Origin of the sequence: Vibrio nitrifigilis (genome assembly GCF_015686695.1) — a bacterium.
Lineage (GTDB): Bacteria > Pseudomonadota > Gammaproteobacteria > Enterobacterales > Vibrionaceae > Vibrio > Vibrio nitrifigilis.
Map to the genome: position 1 here is coordinate 3,047,143 of NZ_JADPMR010000001.1, position 12,619 is coordinate 3,059,761.

At 43.3% G+C, this 12,619-nt stretch carries 9 protein-coding genes; 1 reads left to right on the forward strand and 8 read right to left on the reverse strand.

Going from position 1 to position 12,619, the window contains the following annotated elements; all coding sequences use genetic code 11:
• Window positions 1-35: 35 nt before the first annotated feature.
• From btuF to gltB, 6 genes are all read right to left on the reverse strand, one after another.
• Window positions 36-875, reverse strand: a complete 840-nt coding sequence (btuF, locus tag I1A42_RS13670) for a vitamin B12 ABC transporter substrate-binding protein BtuF (RefSeq protein ID WP_161153146.1) — start codon at window positions 873-875, stop codon at window positions 36-38.
• Window positions 876-900: 25 nt separating this feature from the next.
• A complete protein-coding gene (locus I1A42_RS13675; RefSeq protein ID WP_196123735.1) occupies window positions 901-1,854 on the reverse strand; it encodes a cobalamin biosynthesis family protein in 954 nt (317 codons plus the stop codon).
• A gap of 11 nt (window positions 1,855-1,865) precedes the next feature.
• Entirely contained in the window at window positions 1,866-2,558 is a 693-nt protein-coding gene (mtnN, locus tag I1A42_RS13680) for a 5'-methylthioadenosine/S-adenosylhomocysteine nucleosidase (RefSeq protein ID WP_196123736.1), read from the reverse strand.
• 132 nt (window positions 2,559-2,690) lie between these two features.
• Window positions 2,691-3,095: a DUF1499 domain-containing protein gene (locus I1A42_RS13685; protein ID WP_230389505.1), complete on the reverse strand. Its 405-nt coding sequence runs from the start codon at window positions 3,093-3,095 to the stop codon at window positions 2,691-2,693.
• 207 nt (window positions 3,096-3,302) lie between these two features.
• Window positions 3,303-4,715 (reverse strand): FAD-dependent oxidoreductase, encoded by a 1,413-nt coding sequence (locus tag I1A42_RS13690; protein ID WP_161153080.1) that lies wholly within the window; start codon window positions 4,713-4,715, stop codon window positions 3,303-3,305.
• 19 nt (window positions 4,716-4,734) lie between these two features.
• Window positions 4,735-9,198 carry a glutamate synthase large subunit gene (gltB, locus tag I1A42_RS13695; RefSeq protein WP_161153079.1) on the reverse strand — a complete coding sequence of 1,488 codons (4,464 nt, stop codon included), beginning with the start codon at window positions 9,196-9,198 and terminating at the stop codon, window positions 4,735-4,737.
• A gap of 594 nt (window positions 9,199-9,792) precedes the next feature.
• On the opposite strand from gltB, the gene I1A42_RS13700 reads away from it, so the two are divergent.
• On the forward strand, window positions 9,793-10,710 hold the full coding sequence (locus I1A42_RS13700) for a TIGR01212 family radical SAM protein (protein WP_161153078.1): 918 nt from the start codon (window positions 9,793-9,795) through the stop codon (window positions 10,708-10,710).
• 34 nt (window positions 10,711-10,744) lie between these two features.
• On the opposite strand, the gene I1A42_RS13705 is transcribed toward I1A42_RS13700, so the two are convergent.
• Window positions 10,745-11,302, reverse strand: a complete 558-nt coding sequence (locus I1A42_RS13705; protein ID WP_196123737.1) for a sugar O-acetyltransferase — start codon at window positions 11,300-11,302, stop codon at window positions 10,745-10,747.
• A 192-nt stretch (window positions 11,303-11,494) separates the two neighbouring features.
• A complete protein-coding gene (locus I1A42_RS13710) occupies window positions 11,495-12,346 on the reverse strand; it encodes a helix-turn-helix transcriptional regulator (RefSeq protein ID WP_196123738.1) in 852 nt (283 codons plus the stop codon).
• Window positions 12,347-12,619 lie beyond the last annotated feature (273 nt).

Below are 12,619 nucleotides of genomic sequence, written 5' to 3' on the forward strand. Positions count from 1 at the left end.
CACGGATTGTACGAGATTTAGTGGGCGATCGGCTACTATTTTCTGGTCAGATTTTCTCGTGCTTGAGCGAAATATTGGCAGACTTCTTTAATCGCGCGTAAGGTGCGCGGAGTTGGGCGATTAAGCCAGTCAGAATGAAGCGACCAAACCCGATGATGACCGACAGCTGGAATTTCATTTTTCCATTCTTGCCACATTGAACCGTCAGTCATCGCATGTTCTGAGGTGAAAATAACATCGGGTTGGGCGAGGACGACCTGTTCTATACCAACTTGCGGATAGGGACTGGGGCTGTCACCAAATACATTTTTACCGCCACAAAAAGAGAAGACTTCACTCGGCCAGTTATCTTGAGCCACAGTAATAATCGGTTTTTGACTGAGCTGATAAAAATAACGAACGGGTGTTTGATGACTATAACGTTGCTTGAGTGCTTTCAGTTGTGAGTTAAATGTTTTAGCTGCTTGTTGGCCAATACTGGGATTAGTTGCAAACTGGCTTAAATCGATAAGATTTTTGCTGATATCTGCCAGTGTTTGGACATGGGATGCGTAGAGATGAAAGCCCATCTGCTTTAATTTATTGATCTCTCGTACCGGATTGCCTTCTGGCCAAGTAATAATGAGATCGGGTTGTAGCGCTACGATCCTATCGACATTGATGCCTTTGTAGTTCGCAATCTTTTCCAGCTTTTGCGCTGCGGGGGGATAATCGCTGTAGTCACTAACAGCAATCAGCTTATCTCCTAGTCCAGCAGCAAAGGCTAGCTCTGTAGCATGAGGTGATAAGCTAATGATTCTTTGCGGGGTAGAGGCATAAACAGCAGAGCTGGCAATAAACAATAATGCGGTTAAACATATTGCGCCATAAGACATAAATAGGCGAATAAACAACAAGAAATTATACTCCGTGGTAGATAGCAAGCATGAGCAGGCTTTCTAGCAGAATCCAGATAAATGATCGCCAAGCAAGCAGGCTTTGAATTTGGGAAAGATGAAGCGCGGCAGGAGCGATTCGTCCACCAATTTTACTACGCACAGCTTTCTTTTTACCGTAAATAGCGGGACCGCCAAGTGCCAACTGGAGTTTGTTACCAACGACGCAGAGCAGCCATGCTGGCCCTGGAAGCGGCCATGTCGGTGCTTGTTCGCGCATTTTTTGCCATACATATCCGCTCTGCTTTCCAACGAGTAGCAATAAGCTAAATAAACGCAGAGGGATAACATCTAAAACCGCGACAACTCGAACAACAGGGAAACCAAACGGGGAATAATTATCCCGTGTTGGTGACCAAGCGCGAGCCAGTTCGGCTAATAGTCGGTAGGTGAGAGCCCCAATCCCGCCAAAAATCCCATACCAAAATAATACGGCAATGACATTACGTCCAAAGCCCATGATTAGAGTTTCGGCGGTAGCTTTTCCTAGGCCAAGAGCGGATAGACGTGAAGTATCACGATTGACATAAACCGAGAGTTTATCCCTTGCTGCCACCTTGTCTTGTTCGGCTAGGGCGAGTGAAATGTGTTTGGTTAATCCCTCTTGTGTGCGCCAATCAATTGCGAGCAATAACAGTGCAAGTTCAAATAGAGCGGGTTGCCAAACTAACATTTTTAATGCAATCAATACCGCTAATGTTGGTAACAACATAAATAACCAAGCGAGTGTGCCGGATATATAACTTTGTTGATATGTATTATTACGGTTGACCTTGTCAGCTAATAGCTCTGCAAACTTATGCCATAAGGTAACAGGGTGAGCACTATGAGGAATGGGGATGATTAAATGAAATAGTAGTGCGCCCCATAAGGCTAAGAGCGCACCATTGGTATAGACAGAATGAAAAAATTCGTCCATTTAGCCTGCACTTATTTTAATAGTTCGATCATCTTCAGAACCATTTCTGAAGAGCTTTGTGCTGCAAGTGGTAAGAATTCATCAAATGACATTGGTGACTCTTTATCCGCAACATCAGAAATAGCGCGAACAACGACAAATGGCACATTAAATTGGTGACAAGTTTGGGCGATCGCGGACGCTTCCATTTCAACAGCAACCACTGATGGGAAGTGCTTACGGATGTATTCTTGTTGCTCTGACTTACAAATAAAGGCATCACCAGTACAGATCAAGCCACGTACTGCGTGTTTATCCGTTGTACCAAGGGCTTTTTCTGCCACTGACATAAGGTTTTCATCAGCCATAAATGCTGCAGGTTGGCCTGCCATTTGCCCCATCTCGTAACCGAAAGCCGTTACGTCTGCATCATGGTGACGAACTTCACTTGAAATGACTACATCACCCATTGTTAGGGAAGTATCAAAGCCGCCCGCAGAGCCAGTGTTAATCACGACATCCGGTTGGTAATCACTAAGTAAAATGGCAGTGCCGACAGCAGCAGATACTTTACCAATCCCTGATTGAAGAAGTACAACTTCTGCGCCATTGATTTGACCACAGTAGTATGTGCAGCCCGCTTTGTTTACTTGCTCAGCGTTTTGCATTGCGTTTTTAAGGATTGCGACTTCTTGCTCCATCGCGCCAATGATGCCAATTTTCATGGATAATCTCTATCGGTTGGAAATCATGTTGAGAGCACAACTTATCGTTAAGTTGCCGCCACTCTCCACTCATTAAATTCAAATATAAATATAGTTTAACACGACCTTTCTATTTGAATCGATACGTTTAACTTAGGGCTCGTCTAAAAGTCCCGCTAAATCCAATTTGTCACGTAGCGTTTCAGCTCGACGTCTGTTGGCGCCAAAATCGGGATAATCTGCACGAGATTGAGAGCGTACGACTAATTGAAAATCCGTTAACTTTAACTCCAAGTCATCAACTATACGGAGTATTTTTGAGGTGCATTCAACTCGTAAATACTGAGAGTCTTTGTCTCTATCCGCTATTTTTGTTCCGGGAAGGGTCAGCACTACTCGTTTGACTTGGTCTAATGTCACACCGGGTCGCAAAATATAGGGCGCAAGATAAAAATCTTCTCGGCTGTCTGATGTGGAAACGCAGCTGGCTTTTTGGCTACAGGGAATATCAGTACGGTCTTTCGCTGGCGCGATTCCTTGACTGCATGCTCCTAGCATTAAACAGCAAATAATGAGTGTAATACGATGAATCATGACTGCACCTCGGGTGCTTAATCAAACTATCGATACCAATCCTTTGTGCTAACTCTTTGGACTGGCACACAAAAAATAAACAATTGCTGCGATTATAGGCTCAGATATAAAAAAAAGGATCCATATCACTATGAATCCTTTAATAAATTATGATTTATGTGCGCTAAAACACTAAATATCGAGGAAATCTAGGATGCCATTTGCAGCTTTTCGACCTTCATCAATCGCTGTGACGACCAAATCAGAGCCTCGAACTGCATCACCGCCTGCAAATATTTTTGCGTTCGACGTTTGGTATTGGAACTCTTGTTCACTTGGCGCTTTAATTCGGCCACGATCATCAAGTTCTACGCCATAAGGTTCTAACCAAGTCATTTGATGAGGTTGGAAACCAAAGGCCATGATCACAGCATCAGCGGCAAGAACATGCTCACTACCTGGTACTGGTTCTGGACGGCGGCGGCCAGCTGCATCAGGTTCACCTAGCGCTGTTTTGACCACTTTCACGCCCGTGACGTTACCTTGACCATCAACTTCGAGAGCAAGTGGTTGAACGTTAAACATAAATTCAACGCCTTCCTCACGCGCATTTTTTACTTCTTTACGAGAGCCTGGCATGTTGGCTTCATCGCGGCGGTAAGCACAAATGACTTGTTGGGCATTTTGACGAATGGAAGTCCGTACACAGTCCATCGCGGTATCACCACCACCAAGAACGACCACTTTTTTACCAGCCATATCGATGAAAGGTTCGTTGTTCCCTATTTCCATCACTTTGTAAGTGTTAGAAATAAGGAAAGGAAGGGCATCGTAAACACCTGATGCATCTTCATTTTCTAAACCTGCACGCATGTACTTGTAAGTCCCTACACCAAGGAATACGGCATCGTATTCATCGATCAGATCTTGCATTTGTACATCTTTGCCCACTTCTGTGTTCAAGCGGAATTCAACGCCCATTTCAGTAAAGATACGGCGGCGGTTTTCCATGACCGATTTTTCTAATTTGAACGAAGGAATACCAAACGTGAGGAGACCGCCAACTTCAGGGTAGCGATCAAACACAACAGGTTTTACACCGTTACGAATTAAAATATCTGCGGCAGCAAGACCAGCAGGCCCAGCTCCGATAATGGCAACTTTTTTATCTGTCCATGTCACACTAGACATGTCAGGTTTCCATCCCATCTCAAAAGCTTTATCGGTGATGTATTTTTCAATATTACCAATAGTCACAGCACCGAAATCTTCACTCAGGGTACAAGAACCTTCACACAAACGATCTTGTGGGCATACACGGCCGCATACCTCTGGCAAGCTGTTTGTTTGATGAGAAAGCTCAACCGCTTCTAGGATTCGACCTTCGTTGGCAAGTTTCAACCATTGAGGAATGTAGTTATGTACAGGACATTTCCATTCACAGTATGGGTTACCACAGTCTAAACAGCGATCCGCTTGTGCGGTCGCTTGTTGTTTAGTAAAGGGTTCGTAGATTTCTACGAACTCGATTTTACGAATGTTGAGTGGCTTTTTAGCCGGGTCAACACGGTTTACATCAATAAACTGGTAAACATTCTGGCTCATTGTTTTTGGCTCCTTCCAATTACTGTGCCTGAACGCGAAGTTCAGCTGCACTACGGCTTTGGTGACCCAATAGAGTCTGAAGATCCGCGGCCTGCGGTTTCACTAAATAGAACTTAGGAATCCATTCATCAAAGTTCGCTAAGATAGATTCAGCGTAAACCGAACCTGTCTCTTCTAAGTGCTCTGCAATCAGACCACGTAGATGTTCTTGGTGAATGTATAGGTCTTCTAAAGACAGTGCTTCAACAGACTCTTCGTTAACACGACCTTGGAAGTCGCCATTTTGGTCAAGTACATAAGCGAATCCGCCTGTCATACCTGCGCCAAAGTTAACACCTGTTGCCCCTAGAATTGCTACAATACCGCCTGTCATATATTCACAAGCGTTATCACCCGCGCCTTCGATAACCGCAATAGTGCCAGAGTTACGAACACCAAAACGTTCACCTGCTTTACCTGCCGCAAAGAGCTTACCGCCCGTCGCACCATATAAACAGGTGTTACCAATAATCGTTGCTTCATTACAAGCGAATGCTGTACCTTGGTGAGGTTTTACAACCAGCTTACCGCCAGCCATACCTTTACCCACATAGTCGTTTGCATCGCCAGTTAAAATAAGCTCAACACCACCTGCATTCCAAACACCAAATGATTGCCCCGCAGTACCTTCAAGAATAATTCGAGTCGGTGAGCCTGCTAGACCTTGGTTACCGTATCGTTTAGCAATTTCACCTGATAGGCGAGCACCAATTGAACGGTCGGTGTTAATAACGCTGTAGTAAAGCTCTTGAGATTCTTCTCTTTCCACTGCTGCTATCGCATCTTTAACAATGCGTTGGTTTAGCTCACCGTTATCAAACGGTGTGTTTGGTTCAGTGCAGTAGAATGGAAAATCTTCTGGAGAAACTGGTTTTTCTAAGATGTTAGATAAATCTAGTTTGCTCTGTTTCGCTGTTAAACCTTCGATAGTTTCCAGTAAATCGGTACGACCAATAAGGTCTGTCAATTTCTCTACACCCAGTTCAGCAAGATATCCTCGTACTTCTTCTGCAAGACCAGTGAAATAGTGCATCACCATTTCAGGTAGGCCTTTGAAGTACTCTTTACGCAGTGTTTCATCTTGTGTCGCTACACCTGTTGCACAGTTGTTTAGGTGACAGATACGAAGGAATTTACATCCCATCGAAACCATTGGTGCAGTACCGAAACCGAAGCTTTCAGCACCTAAAATGGCACCTTTAATGACATCTAACCCTGTTTTTAAACCGCCATCGACTTGCAAGCGAATTTTATGACGAAGACCATTAGCAACAAGAGCTTGCTGAGTTTCAGCTAGGCCAAGTTCCCAAGGGCAACCCGCATATTTCACGGAAGTTAATGGACTTGCTGCCGTACCACCGTCATAACCTGAGATAGTGATAAGGTCTGCATAGGCTTTAGCAACACCTGTTGCGATAGTCCCTACGCCTGGTTCAGAAACGAGTTTTACCGACACGAGAGCATCTGGGTTAACTTGTTTTAAATCGAAAATGAGCTGAGCCAAATCTTCGATAGAGTAAATATCGTGGTGCGGTGGTGGAGAAATTAGGGTAACCCCTTGCACCGAGTGACGCAGTTTAGCTATTTCTGCAGTCACTTTATGGCCTGGTAGCTGACCACCTTCACCCGGTTTTGCACCTTGAGCAACTTTAATTTGAATGACATCTGCATTCGTTAGGTAATGTGGTGTCACCCCGAAACGACCTGATGCAACTTGCTTGATACGAGAGTTACGTTCAGTGCCAAAACGACGTGGATCTTCACCACCTTCACCAGAGTTTGAGAAGCCGCCAAGGCGGTTCATCGCTGTTGCAAGTGCTTCGTGAGCTTCAGGGCTTAATGCACCAATCGACATTGCCGCCGAGTCAAACCGTTTAAATAGGCCAGTTGTCGGCTCTACTTTTTCTAGTGGAATAGATTGGTCAGATTTTTTCAGCTTCATCAAGTCACGCAGTGTTGCCACTGGGCGATTGTTGACTTGGGCAGAGAAGGTTTTGTAATCCGATTGTTCACCTGATTTAACCGCTTTTTGCAATGTTTGCACGACATCTGGGTTAAATGCGTGGTATTCACCGCCGTGAACATATTTCAGTAAACCTCCGTGCTCAATTGACTTACGTTTGGTCCATGCTTTACGAGACAAGTTGTACAAATCTTGTTGGAAATCAGCAAAGTTTGCACCTTGAATACGAGTAACCACACCTTTAAAGCACAGCTCAACAAGTTCAGAATTCAAACCAACGGCTTCAAACAGTTGTGAACAACGGTAAGACGCTACAGTTGAAATCCCCATTTTCGACATGATCTTATACAGACCTTTGTTGATGCCGTATTGGTAGTTTTGCATGACGGTACGGTAGTCTTTCTCTATCGCACCATCGTCAACCAACTTGCCTAGTGTTTCATAGGCGAGGTAAGGATAAATCGCAGTAGCACCAAAGCCGATTAAAACGGCAAATTGGTGTGGGTCACGAGCCGCAGCGGTTTCAACAATAATGTTGGCATCACAACGCAATTGTGTTTTCACTAAGCGAGTTTGAATCGCACCGACAGCCATAGCTGCTGGAATTGGCAGTTTGCCTTTGGTGAGTGCGCGATCAGAGAGTACCAGTAGTACTGTACCATCGCGAACTAATTGCTCAGCTTCATCACAAAGATCTAAAACCGCCTGTTTTAAATCTTTCTCTTCAGGATCAAAATTGATGTCGAGAATGGTATTGCGGTAGTGTTCATCATTGAGTGTCAGTAGTTGCTGCATGTCTGAGTAAAGCAGCACTGGCGAATCAAATGTCACTCGGTAAGCGTGTCCGTCGGTTTCATTGAACACGTTCATTTCTTGGCCGATACAAGTGGCAAGAGACATCACGTGTTTTTCACGTAATGGGTCAATCGGTGGGTTAGTGACCTGAGCGAATTTTTGACGGAAATAATCCGTGACTAACCGTTCTTTTGAAGACAAAACGGCCATTGGGGTGTCATCACCCATAGAGCCGACCGCTTCTTGTCCCATGTCGCCAAGAACACGAAGAATCTGATCGATTTCTTCATTACTCATCGCGAATTGCTTTTGGTACGTTTTCAGCAGATCGGGTTCAAATTCACGTTGACCCACTTTATCGTCCGGTAAATCAGAGAATGGTGTTAGTGGGTAGACACAACGGCTTAACCATTCTTTGTATGGGTGACGCACTTTTAGGTCGTTATCGATCTCGCTGGATTGCCAGATTTTAGCTTCTTTCGTGTCGATAACGAGCAGTTCACCTGGACCAACACGGCCTTTTTCAGCCACTTCATCTGGTGCGTAATCCCAAATGCCGATTTCGGAAGCCAGTGTAATTAACTTATCTTTAGTGATCACATAGCGCGCAGGACGTAGGCCGTTACGGTCTAAGTTACAGGCAGCAAAACGGCCATCAGATAAGACGATACCAGCAGGGCCATCCCATGGTTCCATATGCTTTGAGTTGAAATCATAAAAGGCGCGTAAATCTTCATCCATGTCTGGGTGGTGCTGCCAAGCTGGCGGCACTAGCATACGCATTGCACGGAACAGGTCCATACCGCCTTGTAGAAGCAATTCCAGCATATTGTCTAGGCTAGATGAGTCTGAGCCTGTTTCGTTGACAAACGGTGCGGCACTTTGCAAATCGGGCAGTAATGGTGATGAGAATTTGTAGCCACGAGCGCGCGCCCATTCTCGGTTACCTTGAATGGTATTGATCTCACCGTTGTGGGCAAGATAACGGAATGGTTGAGCTAACGGCCAACGAGGTTGGGTGTTGGTCGAGAAACGCTGGTGGAATAGACAGATGGCAGATTCCATACGTAAATCAGCCAAATCTTTATAGAAGCGGGGAAGGTCTGCAGGCATACATAGGCCTTTGTAGACGATCACCTGAGTGGACAATGAACAGATATAAAAATCGTCATCTTCCGTAATTTGTTTTTCGATACGACGGCGAGCGATGTATAAACGACGCTCAATATCTCGAGCTTGCCAGCCAGCAGGTGCAGAAACAAAGACTTGCTGAATATCAGGCAAAGAGCTGCTTGCGATAGGACCTAGGACTTTTGCATTTGTTGGCACAGTACGCCAACCTGCAACAGTTAAAGTTTCTTGCGCAAGTTCTTTGTTGATAATATCGCGAGCTGTTTGTGCTTTGATAGGATCCTGGCTGAGGAAAATCATGCCGATAGCATATTGTTTTCCAAGCTTCCAGTTCTGCTCATCAGCGATTAAACGCATGTATGAGTCAGGTTTTTGTAATAGTAGGCCACACCCGTCACCGGTTTTACCATCAGCAGCAATACCGCCACGGTGTGTCATACGATCAAGAGCTGAAATAGCGGTTCGAACAAGCTTATGACTTGCTTGCCCTTCCATATGGGCAATTAACCCGAATCCGCAGTTATCTCGTTCAAAACTTGGATCATATAGAGCCATTGCAATTCTCCCTTCTTGCCTTTGTTCTGTCTTCCAGACAGTAAATGACTAGATATTCTTGTAAATTATACTTATATGAATGTTTATATTTAAAATATGATTAAAACTGTAAAAGAGCTCTGTCTAAAATTTTTCACTGAGCTCACAACCTATAGCTTATTGTACAAAAGGTCAAGTTACTGGTGAAAAATCGTTCGTAGATGAGATTTACTATTAAATACAAATATAATCATCTATATATCAATGTGTTATCTTTCTCCTTGCCGCAAAGATTTAACATTTTTCTCTCATTACATGAGAAAATGAGATTATCGAATGTTAGCGAGTGGTGAGGTAAGTTATTTGCTGAGGAGAAACTTATTATGTGACAGAGATGATATATAGTGTAAATAACTAACTTTTAATTTAATTATGGATTAATGTTCTAAATTAGTTCAATCTAAACACAGAGGCTAGTTAATTACCTTGTTCATTAAGAATATAGCGCTATTGATGATACAAAAGACTAAGATTTATTGATTTCGATTAGCAACTCACATGTCACACTGACCTAAACTGCATCTCTTAGTTAAGGTGAGGTGAGTAGGAAAATCAATGCAGCTCCATGAATTAGTCAATACAATTGGTCAGGATTTACAAAGACGTTATGGAGAAAAGGTTCATAAACTGACTTTACACGGTGGATTTAGCTGCCCCAATCGTGACGGAACGATTGGCCGTGGTGGTTGCACTTTTTGTAATGTCGCCTCTTTTGTGGATGAAAACACGCAAGTTGAATCTATCCCGCAGCAGCTTACTCATCGAGCTCAAGAAATCTCCCGAGCCAAAAAGTATCTCGCTTATTTTCAAGCCTATACCAGCACTTATGCTGAAGTTCAGTTATTAAAAAATATGTATGAGCAAGCATTACATCAGGCTGATATTGTTGGGCTATGTGTAGGAACTCGGCCTGATTGCGTGCCTGATGCGGTATTAACTTTACTTGCTGATTATGTCGCTCAAGGTTATGAGGTATGGTTAGAACTCGGGCTGCAAACCGCCAATGACCAAACCTTAAAGCGTATTAATCGTGGTCACGGTTTTGCTGAATATGCCGATATTGTGCCGAAGGCGCGTCGCTTAGGTATTAAAGTATGCACGCACTTAATCGTTGGGTTACCGAGAGAAACAAAAGCCGATAACCTTGAGACTTTAGATAAAGTTTTAACTATAGAGACTGATGGGATCAAGCTTCATAATTTGCATATTGTCACAGGAAGTACCATGGCTAAAGCGTGGCAATCGGGGCGATTAGCGGCTATCTCACTGCCTGAATATGTTGATATTGCTTGCGAAATGATTCGTCGTACGCCGTCGAATATCGTTTATCATCGCGTTTCGTCTGCGGCTCGGCGTCCTACCTTATTAGCTCCGTTATGGTGTGAAAACCGCTGGCTAGCAATGACGGAAATTGGTAAGGTCCTAGATAAACTCGGGCCACAAGGTTCTTTAATTGGACAGTCTTTTAGATAAATAGACAGCCGCATATATACAGCTGTCATTCACTTTATTGATCTAATTGGCGCATGACGCGAGCTGGATTGCCCGCAACTAAATGATATGGTGGCACATCTTTAGTTACTACGCTTCCTGCACCAACAACAGCCCCTTCACCGATAGTGACTCCAGGTAATACGATCACACCTCCACCCATCCAGACATTGGATTCGATTGTAATCGGCTCAGCCCATCCAATGTGTTGATTACGCGTTTCTGCATCCAACGGGTGATGAGCAGTATAAAGCTGGACATTTGGACCAATGAAGACATGATCACCAATCGTCACCGGTGCGGGGTCTAGCAGAGTGAAATTAAAGTTAATAAAAACATGATTTCCAATCGTGGTGTTCATGCCGTAATCGACATTTAAACGTTTTTCAATATGGACATCTTCTCCAAGAGAACCAAACATTTGTTTGAGTAGATCTTGTTGGGCTTCTACATTCTCACGTTCAATTTCGTTGTATTTTGCTACGAGATTGCGAGTAATATTTCGAATTTTAACCAGTTCAGGATCGTTGATAGGGTAACGTTCTCCTGCCAGCATATCTTGGCGGGCTGTCATATCTCAGTACATCTCTTCATTATAAAAAATACGATGGTACCGGTTTCATATTCGAGTAACTTAGATCTGCCTCTCTATTTGTCATTTAAATGAATCAGAGTTTTACCTCAGTCATCTCAATATTCTTTCGGTAATGCCTTCTTTCTTAGGCAAGGTACTGATTGAAAGATAGAGTCTTTTTACGTAGGTAGATCAACGCACTTCCATTAATTGGTATTGCTTTGGAGTTAGACCATATTCCTTTTTAAATTGGCGTATGTAATAGGAAATATTATCGTAGCCAACTTCATAGGCTGTATCTGTAACAGATAAGTGGCGTAGGTATTGACGTGACTTCTGTAACCGTAAGCGTGTGAAGTAGTCTTTGGGGCATTGATTGGTGATTAATTTAAATTTCTGACTGAAATTGGAGATCGACATATCAACCTCTTCTGCAATATCAGAGATAGACATGTAGTTGCCTTGGGTAGAGTTCATCAGCCGAATCGCTTTATTGATTGGGTGATGCTGGTGGTGTTGAATGATTTCGTGACACCCCTGAATTTTCATTAATTCATAAACCAACTCTTGGCAGGTGATGTCGACGAGAAACTTCATATTAAGATCTCGTTCAGCCATGATTTCTTGCATTCGACCTTGTAAGGCAGACAAGCGATGAGAGATCGAATCAAGGAAGAAAGTGGAGTAAGTGATGTTTTTTGATGGTTCAATCTCCAATTGAGACGATACCTTCTGATTGACATCGTTAATAAGCTGATCGCTAAATTCATATACTAATGCACGCGTGTATTCGGACATCGACATATACACATTCGAGTGTGGTGGTAATAATATGAATTGGTCACGATTGTAAACGAATTGCTCAGATTGATTGATACTGACCGTTTTTGCACCATCGATAATGGTGCATAAGCGTGGTGCATCATACGAGCGATATTCATCGTTATAGTGTTTTGGTAAATCGTAATAGAGCAGGTTTAAACTATCAGTTGCAAAGGCGTACTCGGTTTCTGCTACCTTGTTAAAATTATGAATTTTATACACAAAGCACCTCGCAATGAACGGATAGACTAATTACGGCAGATTATAATGGAGGGTGACGTTATCCACTATATGAATCAAAACGCTTACACAGTGAGTGGTTTTTATTTTCTTCATATAAATAAGTAAGATAGCGATAGAAAAGAAAGTAGCTATTTATTAACTTTGTGACCAGTAACGAAATGAGAAAGATTAAGAAATAGCCCAACAAGAAAAGGTAGAAATACTTGTTGGGCTGGCTTAGTGACAAAGAGTGATACCTCTTCTATTGGTGAC

Bases quoted from the DNA above. Each gene is read 5' to 3' on its own strand.
- btuF (WP_161153146.1), bottom strand. From the start codon at position 875: ATGTCTTATGGCGCAATATGTTTAACCGCATTATTGTTTATTGCCAGC.
- I1A42_RS13675 (WP_196123735.1), bottom strand. From the start codon at position 1,854: ATGGACGAATTTTTTCATTCTGTCTATACCAATGGTGCGCTCTTAGCC.
- mtnN (WP_196123736.1), bottom strand. From the start codon at position 2,558: ATGAAAATTGGCATCATTGGCGCGATGGAGCAAGAAGTCGCAATCCTT.
- I1A42_RS13685 (WP_230389505.1), bottom strand. From the start codon at position 3,095: ATGCTAGGAGCATGCAGTCAAGGAATCGCGCCAGCGAAAGACCGTACT.
- I1A42_RS13690 (WP_161153080.1), bottom strand. From the start codon at position 4,715: ATGAGCCAGAATGTTTACCAGTTTATTGATGTAAACCGTGTTGACCCG.
- gltB (WP_161153079.1), bottom strand. From the start codon at position 9,198: ATGGCTCTATATGATCCAAGTTTTGAACGAGATAACTGCGGATTCGGG.
- I1A42_RS13700 (WP_161153078.1), top strand. From the start codon at position 9,793: ATGCAGCTCCATGAATTAGTCAATACAATTGGTCAGGATTTACAAAGA.
- I1A42_RS13705 (WP_196123737.1), bottom strand. From the start codon at position 11,302: ATGACAGCCCGCCAAGATATGCTGGCAGGAGAACGTTACCCTATCAAC.